The sequence below is a fragment of the Stenotrophomonas sp. LGBM10 genome (assembly GCF_046736075.1).
GTDB lineage: Bacteria > Pseudomonadota > Gammaproteobacteria > Xanthomonadales > Xanthomonadaceae > Stenotrophomonas.
On the sequence record NZ_CP177163.1, the window covers coordinates 1171743 to 1189002 of the forward strand.

19 protein-coding genes are annotated in these 17260 nt (G+C 68.0%); 1 reads left to right on the top strand and 18 read right to left on the bottom strand.

The genetic code is table 11. The annotated features are described in order from the left end of the window. Positions 1-86: 86 nt before the first annotated feature. The 17 genes from queE to aspS all read right to left on the bottom strand — a co-directional run bounded on the left by queE (position 87) and on the right by aspS (position 15406). Positions 87-785, bottom strand: coding sequence for a 7-carboxy-7-deazaguanine synthase QueE (queE, locus tag ACLB90_RS04945; RefSeq protein ID WP_411851883.1), 699 nt, complete (start codon positions 783-785; stop codon positions 87-89). 123 nt (positions 786-908) lie between these two features. Next, positions 909-1712, bottom strand: coding sequence for a tol-pal system protein YbgF (ybgF, locus tag ACLB90_RS04950; protein WP_411851884.1), 804 nt, complete (start codon positions 1710-1712; stop codon positions 909-911). A gap of 3 nt (positions 1713-1715) precedes the next feature. Continuing rightward, positions 1716-2234, bottom strand: coding sequence for a peptidoglycan-associated lipoprotein Pal (gene pal / locus ACLB90_RS04955; protein ID WP_411851885.1), 519 nt, complete (start codon positions 2232-2234; stop codon positions 1716-1718). A 63-nt stretch (positions 2235-2297) separates the two neighbouring features. Further along, entirely contained in the window at positions 2298-3617 is a 1320-nt protein-coding gene (gene tolB, locus ACLB90_RS04960; protein WP_411851886.1) for a Tol-Pal system beta propeller repeat protein TolB, read from the bottom strand. A gap of 142 nt (positions 3618-3759) precedes the next feature. After that, positions 3760-4818 (bottom strand): cell envelope integrity protein TolA, encoded by a 1059-nt coding sequence (tolA, locus tag ACLB90_RS04965; RefSeq protein WP_411851887.1) that lies wholly within the window; start codon positions 4816-4818, stop codon positions 3760-3762. Continuing rightward, the gene (tolR, locus tag ACLB90_RS04970) at positions 4808-5236 is read right to left on the bottom strand and encodes a protein TolR (protein WP_017354679.1); all 429 of its coding nucleotides are present in this window, start codon (positions 5234-5236) and stop codon (positions 4808-4810) included. Before tolR ends, tolA begins: the two co-directional genes overlap by 11 nt. Positions 5237-5260: 24 nt before the next feature. After that, entirely contained in the window at positions 5261-6040 is a 780-nt protein-coding gene (gene tolQ, locus ACLB90_RS04975) for a protein TolQ (RefSeq protein WP_411851888.1), read from the bottom strand. 10 nt (positions 6041-6050) lie between these two features. Then, on the bottom strand, positions 6051-6482 hold the full coding sequence (ybgC, locus tag ACLB90_RS04980; RefSeq protein ID WP_017354677.1) for a tol-pal system-associated acyl-CoA thioesterase: 432 nt from the start codon (positions 6480-6482) through the stop codon (positions 6051-6053). Continuing rightward, complete coding sequence (ruvB, locus tag ACLB90_RS04985; protein ID WP_411851889.1) at positions 6472-7512, bottom strand: Holliday junction branch migration DNA helicase RuvB; 1041 nt, start codon at positions 7510-7512, stop codon at positions 6472-6474. The genes ybgC and ruvB overlap by 11 nt, the downstream gene beginning before the upstream one ends. Before the next feature lie 229 nt (positions 7513-7741). Further along, positions 7742-9592 (bottom strand): potassium transporter Kup, encoded by a 1851-nt coding sequence (locus ACLB90_RS04990; RefSeq protein ID WP_411852699.1) that lies wholly within the window; start codon positions 9590-9592, stop codon positions 7742-7744. A 121-nt stretch (positions 9593-9713) separates the two neighbouring features. Further along, positions 9714-10304: a Holliday junction branch migration protein RuvA gene (gene ruvA, locus ACLB90_RS04995; RefSeq protein WP_411851890.1), complete on the bottom strand. Its 591-nt coding sequence runs from the start codon at positions 10302-10304 to the stop codon at positions 9714-9716. A 10-nt stretch (positions 10305-10314) separates the two neighbouring features. Beyond that, positions 10315-10836, bottom strand: a complete 522-nt coding sequence (gene ruvC / locus ACLB90_RS05000) for a crossover junction endodeoxyribonuclease RuvC (RefSeq protein ID WP_017354673.1) — start codon at positions 10834-10836, stop codon at positions 10315-10317. 129 nt (positions 10837-10965) lie between these two features. Next, positions 10966-11697, bottom strand: a complete 732-nt coding sequence (locus ACLB90_RS05005; RefSeq protein ID WP_017354672.1) for a YebC/PmpR family DNA-binding transcriptional regulator — start codon at positions 11695-11697, stop codon at positions 10966-10968. A 94-nt stretch (positions 11698-11791) separates the two neighbouring features. Beyond that, on the bottom strand, positions 11792-12424 hold the full coding sequence (locus ACLB90_RS05010; protein ID WP_411851891.1) for an esterase/lipase family protein: 633 nt from the start codon (positions 12422-12424) through the stop codon (positions 11792-11794). Between the two features lie 123 nt (positions 12425-12547). Continuing rightward, positions 12548-13072: an N-acetyltransferase family protein gene (locus ACLB90_RS05015; protein WP_411851892.1), complete on the bottom strand. Its 525-nt coding sequence runs from the start codon at positions 13070-13072 to the stop codon at positions 12548-12550. Positions 13073-13094: 22 nt separating this feature from the next. Beyond that, positions 13095-13448, bottom strand: a complete 354-nt coding sequence (locus tag ACLB90_RS05020) for a DNA primase (RefSeq protein WP_411851893.1) — start codon at positions 13446-13448, stop codon at positions 13095-13097. A gap of 206 nt (positions 13449-13654) precedes the next feature. Further along, entirely contained in the window at positions 13655-15406 is a 1752-nt protein-coding gene (aspS, locus tag ACLB90_RS05025; protein ID WP_411851894.1) for an aspartate--tRNA ligase, read from the bottom strand. Positions 15407-15841: 435 nt separating this feature from the next. Here aspS and ACLB90_RS05030 point away from each other — a divergent pair, with 435 nt between their 5' ends. Further along, complete coding sequence (locus tag ACLB90_RS05030) at positions 15842-16519, top strand: DUF3011 domain-containing protein (RefSeq protein WP_411852700.1); 678 nt, start codon at positions 15842-15844, stop codon at positions 16517-16519. Between the two features lie 28 nt (positions 16520-16547). On the opposite strand, the gene ACLB90_RS05035 is transcribed toward ACLB90_RS05030, so the two are convergent. Next, positions 16548-17174 carry a hypothetical protein gene (locus ACLB90_RS05035; protein WP_411851895.1) on the bottom strand — a complete coding sequence of 209 codons (627 nt, stop codon included), beginning with the start codon at positions 17172-17174 and terminating at the stop codon, positions 16548-16550. Positions 17175-17260 lie beyond the last annotated feature (86 nt).

Here is a 17260-nt window from a genome sequence, read left to right on the forward strand (position 1 = left end):
GTTTCCGGTGGGTTGCGGGAAAGCCAGCACGCTGTCCCGCGCCGGAAGGAATCAGTAAGAGCGGCCGGGGGTCGCCCGGCGGCCGGTCATCGCCCGGGCTCGTCGTCCCAGAGGAGCTTGTGAAGCTGCATCTGGAAACGCACCGGCAGGCGGTCTTCGACGATCCAGTCGGCCAGTTCGCGCGGGCTTACCTGGCCCTTGCTCGGCGAGAACAGCACCATGCTGCGCTCATTGAGCCGGTGCTCGGCGACCATGCCGCGCGCCCAGTCGTAATCCTCGCGGCTGCACAGCACGAACTTGATCTGGTCGCGGCGGGTCAGCAGCGGCAGGTTCTCCAGCCGGTTGCGGGCCATCTCGCCGGACCCCGGCGTCTTGAGGTCGACCACGCGCGAGACGCGCGCATCCACCGCGCTGACGTCCAGCGCACCGGAGGTCTCCAGCGAGACGTCCAGGCCGGCATCGCAGAGCTTTTCCAGCAGCACCAGGCAGCGCTTCTGCGCCAGCGGCTCACCGCCGGTCACGCAGACGTGGTGGACGCCCTGCGCCAGCACTTCGGCGACGATCGCGTCGATATCCCACCAGGTGCCGCCGTGGAAGGCGTAGGCGGTGTCGCAGTAGGTGCAGCGCAGCGGGCAGCCGGTCAGGCGGACGAACACGGTCGGCCAGCCGGCGGTATCGGCTTCTCCCTGCAGCGAGGTGAAGATCTCGGTGATCTTCAGACGCGGCAGGGGCGATTGCACGATCTCGCTGGGGAGCGCGGCGGCGGCGGACAGGGTTGCGGTCATGAGGGTGTTCTGGGACTACGGCTGCGGAAACGACGACAGCCGGGCATGGCCCGGCACTTCAGGGTGAAGACCGCGCTGGCGGTCGCCCAACAGTCAAGTATACCGGCCTGGGCCGACGGGGTCTCAGCGGATCTGCTGACCCAGCCGGATCGACTGCAGGCGGTCCTGCGCGGTGCGCGCGGCATCCGAGCCCGGGTACGTGCTGACGACCTGCTCCAGGGTGGCCTGGGCGGCGTCGATCTTGCCTTCGCCGTACTGCGACAGGCCGATCTTGAGCATGCCACCGGACGCCTTGTCGTGGGTCGGGTAGCGCGAGACGAGGTCGCGGAACTGCGCCTCGGCCAGCGGGAAATTGCGGGTGGCGTAGTAGCTCTCACCCAGCCAGTACAAGGCATTGGGGGTGTACACGCCATTGGGGTACAGCTCCAGGAAGCTCAGGAACAGCTGCGAGGAGTCGTCGTACTTGCCGGCCTTGAGGGCGTCGAAGGCGACGTTGTAGGCGGTGCGCTCGTCGCCGCTGGCCGCCAGGCTGCCAGGATCGCCGTGCACGGAAGGCGGCCGCTCGGAAGCGGCCGTTGCCGGTTTCGGGGGGGCCACGGGGGCCTTGGCAGCAGGCGCGGCAGGCAGGGCCGGCGCAGCGCCGCCTTCCAGCCGGTTCAGCCGCCCGTCCAGATCCAGGTACTGGTCCTGGCTGGTCTGCTTGAGCTGGGCGTTCTCGTGCTGCAACTGCTCCACCTGCGACTGCAGCGCCTGCATCTGCGTGCGGAGCTGGTTGAGCTGGTTGAGCATGTCCGTGTTGGACTGGTTGTTGAGCACCTGCTGCTCAAGCGACCCCACGCGGTCGGCCAGACTCTGGCGTTGCGCGTGGGCCGGTGCGGCAGCCACGAGGGCTGCCGCAACGATCATCGATATGAATCGAAGGCGCATCTATTACTGAGCGGTGTAGACGATTTCGACGCGACGGTTCTGCGACCAGCAGGACTCGTTGGTCTCGGTGCAGACCGGACGCTCTTCACCGTAGGACACCACGGTCAGCTGCGAAGCCGAGCCACCGTTGGCCTGCAGTGCCGAGGACACGCCATTGCCACGACGCTCGCCCAGGGCCTGGTTGTAAGCGCGCGAACCGCGCTCGTCGGCGTGGCCCTGCAGGGTGATGCGCGAGGACGGACGGTCACGCAGGTACTTGGCGTGGCAGGCCATGATGGCCTGGAATTCCGGCTTCAGGCTGTCCTGGTCCAGGTCGAAGTACACGACGCGCTGGCGCAGGCAGGAATCGGTATCCAGGTCGCCCGGACCGTACAGGCCCGAGGTGGACGGACCGGTCGGCTGGGTGGTCGAGGAGCCGGTGTCGACCGGAGCTTCCGGTGCTTCCTTCACCTTCTTGGAGCAACCGGCCAGGACGGCCACGGACAACAGGGAGACAAGCAGAACACGGGTGGACTTGTTCATGGCGATACCTTTGAGGCTCCTAAAGCCGGATGAGGGATGAATACGTCGAATCTTAACACTCTGTTAGCGCTTTGTACGGTATGGCGACCACGAAGGTTCGCGGACGTCACCGTCGGCCAGAACCAGCCGCTGGCGCACGCGCGCATCGGCCGAAACGGCGTACAACACTCCACGACCACCCTCGCGGGCGGCGTACAACACCATGCTTGCGTTGGGCGCAAAGCTCGGCGATTCATCCAGCGAACCCGGCGACAGCGTGCTCCAGCGCGCCGAGCCCTGGCTGCTGTCCATCAGCGCGATCTTGTAGGTATTGCCGCTGCCCTGGGCGACCACCAGCTTCTTGCCGTCGTAGGACAGGCTCGGGGTGGCGTTGTAGTTGCCCTGGAAGGTCACACGCGAGGCGCTGCCGCCGCTGGCCGGCACCTGGTAGATCTGCGGGCGGCCGCCACGGTCGGAGGTGAAGTAGACGCTGCTGCCATCCGGGCTCCAGGTCGGCTCGGTGTCGATGGCGAAGTGGTTGGTCAGCTGGGTCAGCTGCTTGCTGCCCAGGTCCATCACGTAGATTTCCGGGTTGCCGCTGCGCGACAGCGACAGGGCCAGGCGACGGCCATCCGGGGAGAACGAGGGGGCGCTGTTGATGCCGCGGAAGCTGGTGACCAGCTCACGGGCGCCGGTGGCGATGTTCTGGATGTAGATGGCCGAATTGCCGCGTTCGAAGCTGACATAGGCCAGCTTGCTGCCGTCCGGGCTCCAGGTCGGCGAGAGCAGCGGTTCGGCCGAACGCACGATGGTCTGCGGGTTGAAGCCGTCCGAATCGGCCACCATCAAGGCATAGCGCATGGCATCGCCCTTGCCGCTGGCGGTGACATAGGCGATGCGGGTCCAGAACGCGCCGCGTACGCCGGTGATCTTCTCGTAGATGGCATCGGCCATCTGGTGGGCGACATCGCGCATGGCGGTGCCGCGCGCGGTCATCGCCAGGCCCAGCAGGCGTTCGCCCTTGGGCACGTCGTACAGCTCGTACTCGACGCGGTAGGCACCGGCGCCGGCGTCCATGACGCGACCGACCACGATGTAGTTCTGCTTGAGCGCACGCCAGGTGGGGAACTGGATCTCGCTGCCGCGGGTGGGCTTCTCGACGATCTGGGCTTCGGGCAGCGTGCTGAACTGGCCGGAGCGGTCCAGGTCGGCGCGGACCACGGCGGCGACATCGGTGGCCGGCGCGGCGGCGGAGCCCTGGTAGGGCATCGGCACCACGGTGATCGGCGTGGCCGAGACGCGGCCGCCGATGATGTCGATTTCAAGGCCCTTCTGCTGCGCCAGGGCAGCAAACGGGAGCAACAGGGCCGCGCACGCGACCAGTAAACGAGACATCATCTTCATGGAATGCTCAGTCGGGAACCACAACGAGGGATAACAGAACCGGGTTGAACGGTTTCGCAATCATGAACCAACCGCACGTGAAATCCGAGTGTCGAACCGGGGCGCTCTCACATCGCGTTAACGATACGGGCGCCCCGACGGCTCATTCCGGTCGGAAATTCAGGGTCAGTTCGCGTGCGAACACCGTCTCGAAACCGCGATACGGCAACGGCTGGGCATTGAGCACGGCCGCCTCCAGCGAGCGCTGGGCCCCATCGTCGTAAGGGCACGGCGGCACCACGGAGGCCTTCATGACGCGGCCGCCCGGCAACTGGACGATGGCGATCCGGCAGCCCTGCCCCGGCGAAACGCTCGGCGGGCGGATCCAGGTGTCGGTGACCTTGGCCTGGATGGCCGCCGCGTACTTGGCCCGCAGATCGTCACTGGCCCCGCCCGCGCCGGCGGCCGGCTGTGCGGCGCCGGTGGCACCGGCAGTCGAGGCGGCGGCGGTGGCCGCACGCGCAGCGCTCACCTGGCGCAGCTTCTGCTCGGCCAGCTTGGCTTCGTTCTCGGCCTGGGCGCGCTTGGCGCGGATCTCGGCCAGTTTCTTGTCGCGCTCGGCCTGGGCCTTGGCGTCATTGGCCTTCTGTTCCTGCTCGGCCAGCTTCTTCTTCTGGTCGGCCTCTTCCTGCTGCTTGGCCAGCCGCAGCTTCTGCTCGGCCTGTTCCTGGCGCTTGCGCTCGGTCAGGTCGATCTGTTCCTGGCGGCGCTTTGCTTCCTGTTCCTGCTTGGCCTTCTCGGCCGAAATCGCCAGGGCGTTGACGGCCTCCTGGTCGATCTTGTCCGGCTGGGCCACGCGCTCCTGGGCCTGCTGCTGCTGGGGCGTCGGGGCGTCCTGCGGGCGTGGCTCGGGCAGCGGCTGCGGTGGCGGCACGGTGTCTTCGGGAATCGGTTCGGGCTGGGCAACCGGCTCGGGCAGCGCGGGCAGCGATTCGGAGGCGCGCAGCGCCTGCCGCGCGGCAGACGCCTCGGCGGCCGACAGCTGCAGGCTGGCTTCGATGGCCGGGTCGCCGGCGGCGGCCTCGGTGCTGCGCTGGGGCGACCACAGCCAGGCGGCGATGAACACCAGCGCCAGCAGCAGGTGCACGGCCAACGCCAGCGCGATCGGCAGACCCCACTGTTCCTCGGACTGGCGCTGCGGCGGCAGGGCGTCAGCGTGCATCGGTCGCCAGACCCACCTTTTCGACGTTGGCGCGCTTGATCACGTCCATTGCCGCGACCACCTTTTCATACGCCACGGCACGGTCGGCAGCGACGATCACACGCAGGTTCTTGTCCTGCGCCGACAGCGCGCCGAGACGCGCCTGCAGTTCAGCGGCCTCCATCACGGCCGGCTCTTTGGCGTCAGGCAGTTTGAGCGTGAGCTGGCCGTCCAGGCGTACCGAGACGACCACCGGGTCCTGCTTGCTTTCCAGTGCCTTGGCCTGGGAGTTCGGCAGGTCCACATCGAAGCTCAGGGTGAGCAGCGGCGCGGTGACCATGAAGATGATGAGCAGCACCAGCATCACGTCGATGTAGGGCACGACGTTGATTTCGGATTTGAGCTTTCGGCGCTTGCGGCGGCCAATGGCAGCGGTCATGGCAGGGTCCTTGGTGCTGGGCGCTTACTCGTCGCCCGCGGTCTGGCGCTGCAGGATCGAGCTGAACTCTTCTGCGAAGGTTTCGAAGCGGACCGACAGGCGCTCCACGCGGGTGGTGAAGCGGTTGTAGGCCCACACCGCCGGGATCGCCACGAACAGGCCGATGGCGGTGGCGAACAGGGCTTCGGAAATACCCGGTGCGACCGAGGCGATGCCGGCCTGCTCGCCGCTGTTGATCATGTCGTGCATGGTCACCATGATGCCGAACACCGTACCGACCAGACCCACGTACGGGGCGGTCGAACCGATGTTGGCCAGCAGCTCCAGGCTGCGCTCCATCTGGTCCACTTCACGGGTGTAGCTGGTGCGCATGGCGCGCTGGGCCCCTTCAAGCTGGGCGCGGCCATCCAGCCGGCGCTTGTCGCGCAGGCGGGTGAACTCGCGGAAACCGGCTTCGAAGATCGCCTCCAGGCCACCCACCTTGCGGTTGCGGTCGGTGGCGGCGCTGTACAGCTTGCCCAGGTCCGCACCGGACCAGAAGCGGCTTTCGAACTCGTCGGCCTCGCGGTTGGCGGCGTTGAACACACGCGCCTTGCGGAAGATGATCACCCAGCTGATGAACGAGCCGGCCAGCAGCAGCAGCACGATGATCTTCACCGGAATGCTGGCCTTGACCATCAGGTCCAGGTAATTGATGCCACCGCCATGCGCGGCTTGCGCGACGGTCTGCGACGCGGCGCTGGTGACTTCCTGCGGCAGCGCCTCGACCACCGTGGCCTGCAGGGCCAGGAGCATTGCGATCATCCGTTGTTCCTCAGTGTGCGGATTCTGGAAATTCGTGGTGTTTCAGCACGGCATGGAATGCATCGTCCATGCCGCGCGGTTTGAATGTGGTGGCGTCCAGTGCCGCGATCTTCACCTGGGCGGTCAGCAGCGTTTCATCGCCGCGACACACCGCCTGGTGGAACACCAGGCTGGCGCGCTTGCACTGCACCAGCGTGGCGGTCACGGCCAGCGCATCGTCCAGTCGCGCGGGCCTCAGGAAATCCATGCTCATCGAGCGGACCGCGAAGACCAGGCCGTGGTCGGTGCGCGTGCGCTCCTGCCCAAAGCCCAGTGCCCGCATCCATTCGGTGCGCGCCCTCTCCATGAAGGCGACATAGCGGGCGTGGTAGACCACGCCGCCAGCATCGGTATCTTCCCAGTAAATGCGTGTCGGCCAACTGAACCCGGGGCTAACCGACATCCGGAACCTCCGCGAACAGGTCGGCGGGCGGGTTCTTCGGCTTCAGGCCCATGTGCCGGTAAGCCTTGTGCGTGCACATGCGGCCGCGCGCGGTTCGGATCAGGAAACCCTGCTGGATCAGGTACGGTTCGACCACGTCTTCCAGGGTGCCGCGCTCTTCGGACAGGGCCGCCGCCAGCGATTCGATGCCCACCGGGCCACCGTCGAAGTAGTCGACCATCGTCCTGAGCAGGCGCCGGTCGAGGTCGTCGAAGCCTTCCGGGTCCACTTTCAGCATCTGCATGGCAGCCTGGGCCACGTCCTGGTCGATATGGCCGGCGGCCTTGACCTGGGCGTAATCGCGCACCCGGCGCAGCAGCCGGTTGGCGATGCGCGGGGTGCCGCGCGAGCGACGCGCGATCTCGGCCGCGCCTTCGGCCGTGCAGTCGATGTTGAGGATGGCGGCCGAGCGGCGCACGATCCGGGTCAGTTCCTCGGGCGTGTAGAACTCCAGCCGGTGGACGATGCCGAAGCGGTCGCGCAGCGGCGCGGTCAGCAGGCCGGCCCGGGTGGTGGCCCCGATCAGGGTGAAGGGCGGCAGATCGATCTTGATCGAGCGGGCCGCGGGGCCCTCGCCGATCATGATGTCGATCTGGAAATCTTCCATCGCCGGGTACAGCACTTCCTCGACCACGGGCGACAGGCGGTGGATCTCGTCGATGAACAGCACATCGTGCGGCTGCAGGTTGGTCAGCAGCGCCGCGAGATCGCCGGCTTTTTCGATCACCGGCCCGGAGGTGACCCGGAGCGCCACGCCCAGTTCGTTGGCGATCACGTGGCTCAGGGTGGTCTTGCCCAGGCCGGGCGGGCCGAAGATCAGCACGTGGTCGAGCGCGTCGCCACGCCCCTTGGCCGCGTCGATGTAGATCGACAGCTGCTCGCGCACGGGCGCCTGGCCGAGGTAGTCGGCCATGCGCTTGGGGCGGATGCTGGCGTCGGTGGTGTCATCCTCGCGGGTGGCACCGGCACCGATGATGCGGTCGTCAGTCATGGCGCAATTATGCGGCAAAAGGAGCGCGATCCGCGCCATGTGGTGCCGGCGGCTGGCCGGCAACTTGGCATGTAGTGCCGGCCGCTGGCCGGCTCCACGCGATGAAGGCGCCATGTAGTGCCGGCCAGCGGCCGGCACTACCGGGCAACCCGCGATGCAGGCGTGGTGGGGAGCCGGCCAGCGGCCGGCACTACCGGGGTCCCTGCGGCGCGCGTGGCGCGCTGCCGCGTCAGATCTCCACCTGCGCGCCCAGCTCCACCAGGCGGTTGCCCGGAATCCGGAAGAAGCCGGTGGCCGGCGCGGCGTTCCGGTGCATCAGCGCGAACAGCTTGTCGCGCCAGATCGGCATGCCGCGGTTGGCGGTCGCCACGATGGTCTCGCGGCTGGCGAAGAAGGTGGTGTCCATCGGGTCGAAGTAGATCCCGCCGTGGTCGCACGAGCGCATCAGCGCCAGCGGCACGTCCGGGGTCTCCATGAAGCCGAAGCGCACGTAGATGCGGTAGAACTCGTCGCCCACCGACTCGATCTTCAGGCGCTGCCCCTCTGGCGCGTACGGCACCGGCAGCGTCACCACGTGCAGGAACACGTTGCGCTCGTGCAGCACCTTGTTGTGCTTGAGGTTGTGCATCAGCGCATGCGGGGCCACCGACGGGTCGGCGGTGAGGAACACGGCCGTGCCCGGCACGCGTACCGGCGGGGCCAGCATCAGCCCCGGCAGGAAGGTATCGATGCGGATGCCGTCCTTGCGGATCTCATCGCGCAGCAGCTCGCGGCCACGCCGCCAGGTGCGCATCATGGTGAACAGCACGATGCCCAGCACCACCGGGAACCACGCGCCCTGCAACAGCTTGGCGCCGTTGGCGATCACAAAGCCCAGGTCGATGACGAAGAACACCGCGCACAGCGGGATGATCCAGTAACGCGAGGTGGGCCACAGCGCGCGGGCAACCAGGGCCAGCAGCAGCGTATCGATGAGCATCGTGGCCGACACCGAGATGCCGTAGGCCACGGCCAGGTTGGACGAGCTGCGGAACGCCAGCACCAGGCCGATCACCATCACGGCGATGCCCCAGTTGATGCCGGGGATGTAGATCTGGCCGATGGTGTCGTGCGAGGTATGGGTGATGCGCATGCGTGGGATGTAGCCCAGCTGCATGGCCTGGCGCGACACCGAGAACGCGCCGGTGATCACCGACTGCGAGGCGATCACCGCCGCCATCGTGGCCAGGATGATCATCGGGTACAGCGCCCACTCCGGCACGGCCTCGAAGAACGGGTTCTTCACCGCCTCCGGGTTGTTGAGCACCAGCGCGCCCTGCCCGAGGTAATTGAGCACCAGGCACGGCAGCACGAAGAAGTACCAGGCATGGCGGATCGGCTTGGCACCGAAGTGGCCCATGTCGGCATACAGGGCCTCGCCACCGGTCACCGCCAGCACCACCGCGCCCAGGATGAACACCCCGTGCCAACCGTGCTCCATGAAGAAGCGCAGCGCCCACATCGGGTTGAAGGCCTTCAGCACTTCCGGCGAGTCGATGATGTTCCAGATGCCGATCGCGGCCAGGGAAATGAACCAGATCGAGGTGATCGGCCCGAACAGCTTGCCGATCCTCTCGGTACCGAAGCGCTGGACCGCGAACACGGCGAGCAGCACCACCACGGTGATCGGGACGATGAAGGCATGCAGACCGGGCGCGGCCACCTCCAGGCCTTCGACCGCACCAAGGACGGAAATGGCCGGGGTAATCACGCCATCGCCGAAGAACAGCGAGGCGCCGAAGATGCCGAGGATGCCCACCACGTAGGCCGAGCGCGAGCCGTGGCGCAGGGTGCGCTGGGTCAACGCCATCAGGGCCATGATGCCGCCCTCGCCGTCGTTGTCGGCGCGCATGATGATGGTCACGTACTTGAGCGTGACCACGATGTTGAGCGCCCAGAACGCCAGCGACAGCACGCCCAGCACGGTGTCGTGGTCGCTGTTGAGGCCGTAGTGCGGCGAGAACGCCTCTTTCAGCGTGTACAGCGGGCTGGTGCCGATGTCGCCGAACACCACGCCGATGGCGCCGATCATCAGGGCCATGCCGCCGGCCGCCGGCGCGTGGCCGTGCGGGGCCTGGCCGTTGCTGTGCTGGGTGGTGGTGGTGGACATGGGGCTCCGGGGCGGACGTCAGGCGTTCAGGATCGGGGAAGCGGCCGGCGGCTCAGCGCAGCGCGGCCTGCAGGGCCTTGCGGATGACCGTGGCGACGTCATCGCCGTCGGTGTTGGCGTCGCGCGCCATGCGCGCCGCCTCGGTCGGTTTGTAACCCAACTGCTGCAGGGCCACGGTGGCTTCGGAGACCGGATCGGTGGCCGGTGCGGCCCCGGCGATCGGCGCCCCACCCCCTCCGAACGTGGCGGCACGGTCGCGCAGCTCCAGCACCATGCGCTCGGCGGTCTTCTTGCCGATGCCCGGAATGCGGGTCAAGGCGGTGATGTCGCCGGCCTGCACCATGCGCGCGAACTCGTCCACGCTCACACCGGACAGGACCGCCAGCGCGATCTTGGCGCCGATGCCGCTGACCTTCTGCACGTCGCGGAACAGCCGGCGCTCGCCCTCGCGCAGGAAGCCGTACAGCGAGACGCTGTCTTCCTTCTGCGCGTAGTGGGTGAACAGGGTGACCTCACGGCCCAGCTCGGGCAGGTCGTAGAAGGTGCTCATCGGGGCTTCCAGCTCATAGCCGACGCCGTTGACGTCAACCATCAGCCACGGCGGTGCCTTGTAGGCCACGATCCCGCGCAGACGACCAATCATGCAGTGTTCCTCATTTCCGGCTCCAGGCCATGCGCGCGTTGACGCCCAGGCGCTGCGCCGTCGCCCGTACATGGGCGTGGGTGATGGCCACCGCCAACGCATCGGCGGCGTCGGCCTGCAGCTTGGTTTTCAGGTTGAGCATAAGCCCGACCATGTGTTGGACCTGTTGCTTCTCCGCGCCACCCCGGCCGACCACGGCCAGCTTGATCTCGGTGGCCGCGTATTCGCTGACCGGCAGGTCGCGCATGACCACGGCGGAGATCGCCGCGCCGCGCGCCTGGCCCAGCTTCAGCGCCGAATCGGGGTTGCGCGCCATGAACACCTTCTCGATGGCGACCTCGTCCGGGCGGTATTCCTCCACCAGCGCGGTCAGGCCGACCACCAGCAGCTTCATGCGCTGCGGGAAGTCGTCCGCACCGAGCAGCACCAGCGGCAGGTGGTGCACGTGCACGACCTTGCCGGTGGCGTCCACATCAATGATGCCCACCCCGGTGCGCTGCGAACCGGGGTCGATGCCGAGAATGCGGGTCATGCGGCACGCACACGGCCGCCCGCGGCCCGGAACGGACGGCTGCGGCGGCGATAACAGGGAACGGCAGGAGTCATCATGGTCCGCATTGTCCGCTCACCGGTCGCGCAAAGCGACCGGTGAGGCGCACGGTCAGGCGTAGGCGTCCGCGCCGAGATCGGCGTTGGAGAACACGTCCTGCACGTCGTCCAGGTCTTCGAGCATGTCCAGCAGCTTCTTGACCTGCAGGGCGGTGTCGCCCTCGACCTTGATGTCGTTGTCGGCGCGGAAGGTGAGCTCGGCATGGTCCGGGGTGTGCCCGGCCGCCGTCATTGCGTCCTTGACCGCGTGGTAGCTGTCGGCGGCGGTGAGCACGTCGATCGCACCATCTTCGGGATAGACCACGATGTCGTCCGCGCCGGCCTCGATGGCCGCCTCGGTGACGGCCTCTTCATTGGCGCCGGCAGCGAAGTGGAGCACGCCCACGCGCTTGAACATGAAGGACACCGAGCCTTCGGTGCCCATGTTGCCGCCGCACTTGCTGAACGCATGGCGGACATCGGCCACGGTGCGCACGCGGTTGTCGGTCAGGCAGTCCACGATCACGGCCACGCCACCGGGGGCATAGCCCTCGTAGCGGATCTCCTCGTATTCCACGCCTTCCAGTTCACCGGTGGCCTTCTTGATGGCGCGTTCGATCACGTCCTTGGACATGTTCGACGCCAGGCCCTTGTCCATCGCCACGCGCAGCCGCGGGTTGTTGTTGGGGTCGCCTCCACCGCCGCGCGCGGCAACGCCGATCTCACGGATGATCTTGGTGAAAATCTTGCCGCGCTTCGCGTCGGACGCGTTTTTGCGGTTCTCGATGGAGGGGCCTCTACCCATGGGTATTTCCGTGCTTGCGTGAGGAACAGGGCGCGGATTCTACCTGATCGCCCGGCGCGACCGTGTTAGTCGCGCGGCAGGCCCCCGCCGGGGCTCAGGCGGCGTGGGCGGCGCGGTCGTGGCGGAAGCGGCCATCGCGCAGGAACGCGGCGGTCTGGCGGGCCGCGTCCGGGGAAAATACCAGCCCGCTGTGGCTGGCCGGGACCACGCAGTGATCGGCCAGCCCGGGCAGCTGGGTCTCATCCAGCGCCACGGTGCCGTCGGAGGCCTCGCCCATCGCACCGAGCAGGCTGCCCAGGCCGTGCGGGACGGAGCCGGCGATCAGACCGACCTGCGCCCTGCCCTCCCAGGCCGGCAGGCCGTCCAGCAGCAGGTCGCTGCTGCGGCCCAGCGCCAGCGACCAGCCGTGATCGGCCAGCGACCGGGCGGTGCCGCTGCCGCGCAGCGGCGAGCCCAGGCAGACCACCCGCGAGACCGGCAGGTCCGGTTGCCGGCGCAGCGCCTCCAGGGCAACCAGCCCGCCCAGGCTGTGACCAACCAGCGACACCGGGCCACTGTCGCGAAGCCGCTCGAGCAGCTGTGGCACGGCCACGTCGGGGCCACCGAACACACTGGAGTACCCGAACGTATCCACGGTGAAACCGCGGGCGCGCAGGCGCCAGGCCAACGGACCAACCCAGGCGCGGGCATTCCAGATGCCGTGCAGCAGTAAAACGGGGGGATTCATGCACTCAGCCTGGCCATGCGGCCTTGGGACCTGCGGGAGGAAACGCCCCCATTAGACGAATGGCGGCCGCAACGGCGGGTGAAGCCGGCGCGGCCCATCGCGGCAGCGGGGGATATCGGGGGATCAGCGCGCCGGTGCCGGCGGACGCCGCAGGATGAACTCGAGGTCGCGCACGGTGCCGACCGGGAATTCGTAGGTGCCCACCTTGCTGAAGCCGTAGCGGGCATAAAAGCGCTGGGCGCCGAAGTTCTCCGACCAGACCCCCAGCCAGAGCGTGCGCGGGCCGTCGCGCTCGAGCCAGTCCAGCGCCGTTTCCAGCAGCCGGCTGCCCCAGCCGCAGCTCTGCTCGTCCTTGATCAGGTACAGCCGCTTGAGCTCGCCATCGCCCGGGGCGACCTCCGGGTGCGGCAACCCGCAGGGACCGGCCGCGGCATGCCCCACCGCCACGCCGTCACGCTCCAGCAGCCACACCGCGTAGTCCGGGTGGGCCAGGATCACGCGCTGGCGTGCGGCCGGGTAGGCCTCGTCGAGAAAGGCGTGCAGATCCTCCGGCGGGTAGAGGTGGCCGAAGGTTTCAACGAAGGTGCGCGTGGCCAGCGTCGACAGGATGTCGGCATCGGCCTCGGTGGCACGTCGGATGGCGTACATGCAGGCGGCCGGGAGGCAGGCGTTACGCCCGCGCTCCATCGGTGGCGGCGGCGTCGCCTTCCTCGTCGTCCTCTTCCTCTTCGTCTTCCTCTTCGTACTCCTCGTCCTCGTCGTCGCCTTCTTCCTCGCCTTCTTCCTCGTCCTCGTACTCTTCTTCGTCTTCTTCTTCGTCTTCTTCGTAGTCTTCCACGCCGAAGTCCTCGCCATCCCAACGGCCTTCACCGTCGGCGACGAAGGTCAGGGCCATCGCGGCGGGGCTGGTCCCAACGCGCACCAGCCAGCCGCCGAAGACGCGGGCGCGTTCGGTGACCAGGGCTGCGTCGGTGCCCTCGTTGCCCAGCTTTTCCCACTCCAGCGAAAATGCGAATCCGGTCATTGCATGGCTCTCCTGGGGGATTGTGGATGTGGTGCAGCCGGGCAGAGCCCGGCTCTACGGGACGATTATGGATGTGGTGCAGCCGGGCAGAGCCCGGCTCTACGGGTTGGTGCGGCCGGGCGGAGCCCGGCTCTACGCGTTGTGGTGCGGCCGGGCGGAGCCCGGCTCTACGCGTTGTGGTGCGGCCGGGCGGAGCCCGGCTCGCCTTACTGCTTCGCCGGGCGGACCTGGACGTGTACTTCGGCCAGCTGCTCGTCCGGGATCGGTGACGGGGCGCCGGTCATCAGGCACTGCGCGCCGGTGGTCTTGGGGAACGGGATGACGTCGCGGATCGACTCGGTGCCGGCCATGAGGGCGGCGATACGGTCGATGCCGAAGGCGATGCCACCGTGCGGCGGCGCGCCGAAACGCAGCGCGTCGAGCAGGAAGCCGAACTTGCCTTCGGCCTCTTCGGCACCGATGCCCAGCAGTTCGAACACGGCGCTCTGCATGTCCGAACGGTGGATACGGATCGAACCGCCACCGATCTCATTGCCGTTGAGCACCATGTCGTACCCCCGCGACACGGCCGTCTTCGCGTTGGCGCGCAGGTCGGCGATGTCGTCCACCGCCGGGGCGGTGAAGGGGTGATGCAGGGCAACGTAGCGCTGGGCCTCGTCGTCGTACTCGAACATCGGGAAGTCGGTGACCCACAGCGGCGCCCAACCGGCCGCGACCAGGTCGAAGTCCTTGCCGGCCTTCAGGCGCAGCGCGCCCATGAAATCGGACACCTTGTTGTAGCCGCCTGCACCGAAGAACACGATGTCGCCATTGCCGGCACCGACGTGGGCGACCAGGGCGGCGAAGGCCTCCTCGCTGAAGAACTTGGCGATCGGCGAGCTGACCTCGCCGTTCTCGGCGATCTTGATGTAGGCCAGGCCCTTGGCGCCGTACTTGGCGGCGTGCGCGGCGTACTCGTCGATCTGCTTGCGCGACAGGCTGGAACCGCCCGGGATGCGCAGCGCGGCAACGCGGCCGTCGGCATCGTTGGCAGCGGCGGTGAACACCGGGAACTCGCTGGTCTTGACCAGCTCGGCCACGTCCACCAGCTCCAGCGCGATGCGCAGGTCCGGCTTGTCCGAGCCGTAGCGACGCATCGCCTCGGCCCAGGTCATGCGCGGGAAGCTGGCCGCCAGTTCCACGTCCACCACTTCCTTGAAGATGGCGCGGATCATGGTTTCGACGAAGTCCTGCACGTCGCGCTCGCGCACGAAGGCGAACTCCATGTCCAGCTGGGTGAATTCCAGCTGGCGGTCGGCGCGCAGGGCTTCATCGCGGAAGCAGCGCGCGATCTGGTAGTAGCGGTCGAAGCCGGCCACCATCAGGATCTGCTTGAACAGCTGCGGGCTCTGCGGCAGCGCGTAGAACTCGCCGGGATGCATGCGCGCCGGCACCAGGAAGTCGCGCGCGCCTTCCGGGGTGGCCTTGGTCAGGATCGGCGTTTCGATGTCCTGGAAACCGGTCGCGTCCAGGTGGCGGCGCAGCGCCTGCACCAGCTTGATGCGGGTGCGCTGCATGCGCTGCATTTCCGGACGGCGCAGGTCCAGGTAACGGTACTTGAGGCGGGTTTCCTCGCCCGGGTTCTCGTGGGCGTGGAACGGCAGCGGCTCGGCCTTGTTGAGGATGGTGATGGCCGTGGCGATCACTTCCACGTTGCCGGTGCGGAGCTTGTCGTTGACCGCATGGCGCGCACGCACCACGCCTTCCACCTGCAGCACGTCCTCGTAGCCCAGGCTGGCGGCCACGGCGAACACGGCCGCGTTGTCGACTTCCACCGTCACCTGCACGATGCCCTCATGATCGCGCAGATCGATGAAGCACACGCCGCCCTGGTTGCGGGCAACGTCGGTCCAGCCGGCGAGGGTAACGGTTTGGCCAATCAGGGTCTCATCGACCAGGCCACAGAAGTGGGTACGCATGGGGGTAAAGCTCCGCAGGAGAGTGCCGGCACCAAGCTGCGCCGGAAAGCCCGTTATTCTGCGGCCGTCGGCGCGGCGGGGCAAATCCAGCCGCTCCGGGCCGGCATCACGCGTTCTGAACCGGGGGCCTTCCTATAGTCCGCCCACCAACGACCGCAAGGGGATGTCGCCATGAACCGCCGTCTGACCGTCGCCTGCCTGACCGCCGTGCTCGCCCTCGCCGCCCCCGCCGTGCAGGCCCAGATCAGCTCGCGGGCCTATGCCCCGGAGAATCTGTCGCAGCTGTCCTCGTCCGACCGCAGCCGGGTCATCAGCCAGGAGTACGCCGACCAGTCCAATGGCCGCCGCATCCCCGACGACCAGCTGCGCTTCTACCTGGCCCAGGTCAATTCGGGCTGGGGCTTCTCCCGGATCAAGCAGGATATCGCCACCTCGCTGCGTGGCGGCGGCAACGGCGGTGGCTGGAACGGCGGTGGTGGCGGCAACAACGGCACGGTCCGCTGCGAGAGCCAGGACAACCGCGAGCGGGTCTGCAATACCGGCTGGCGCAGCGCGCGCCTGTCCCGGCAGATTTCCGGCACGGCCTGCGTGGAGGGCCGCAACTGGGGCCCGCGCAACGGGACGGTGTGGGTCAGCGGCGGCTGCCGTGCCGAGTTCGTCGAAGGCCGGGGCAATGGTGGCGGCTGGGGCGGCGGCAACGGGACCGGCGGCACCATCCGCTGCGAAAGCCAGGACAACCGCGAGCGCACCTGCAACACCGGCTGGCGCAACGCCACCCTGGTCCGGCAGATCTCCGGTTCGGCCTGCGTGGAGGGCCAGACCTGGGGCGTGCGCAACGGCAGCGTGTGGGTCAACCGCGGCTGCCGGGGTGAGTTCGCCGAGGCCCGCGGCAACAGCGGCGGTGGCTGGGGCGGCGGCAACAGCAACTACAGCGTGACCTGCAGCAGCAACAACAACCGCCAGCAGACCTGCGCGTGGGATGCCCGCCAGGGACGCCCGGCGCTGATCCAGCAGTTGTCGGGCACCGCCTGCGTGGAAGGCCGCAGCTGGGGCTACAGCAACGGCAGCCTGTGGGTGAACGGCGGGTGCCGGGCGCGCTTCGGGGCCCGGTAACAGACGCGCGCGGGAGTAGCGCCCCGGGTTACGGGGTGCTGCCCCAGGGTGCCGGCGGCAGCGGCACCGGCTTGCTCAGGTCGAAGGCGACCTGGAAGCGGCGGCCGCCGGGCCGGGTCAGCTCGTAGATGAAGCGCTGGTCCGGATCGACCTCCATCGCCCAGGTGTTGTGCACGGACGGCAGCATGTCCGCCTTGCGGAACATCGCCACCGAATCGGTGTCCACCGGGAACTCCTGACGCTGCGCGGTACCCGGCGGCTTGCTGTCGCCGCCGTAGAGGCTGATCGCATCGGGGCTGCCATCGGAATGGCGGTGATCGTGCTTCAGGCGCAGGCCGTGATCGGTGCGGGTCAGCACCCACGTCCGCGAATGATCGTCACCCACATGGAAAGGAATGCGCAGTTCGTGGGCCGGGTCGTCGCACCCGCGCACGTGCATCACCAGACGCTTGCCTTCGAACGGATCGGGCGCGTCGGTACGCGGCTCGTTGGCCACGATGCGGCCCTCGAACGCCTTCCCGCAATGGGCGGCCACCGCCGCCATGAAGGCATCCGATGGCGCCAGCGAGATGTCGTGGGCGAGTGGATCGCGTTCGCCGCTGCAGGCGGCCAGCCCCAGCGCAGCCGCCAGGGGCACAAGCTTCAGTACATTCATGGCCCCACCCTAACGGCCACGGACGGGTAGCGCAAACGCGCCGCCCGCCCGGCAGGGGCTTCATCGTCGCTGTGTTAAGGTCGTTG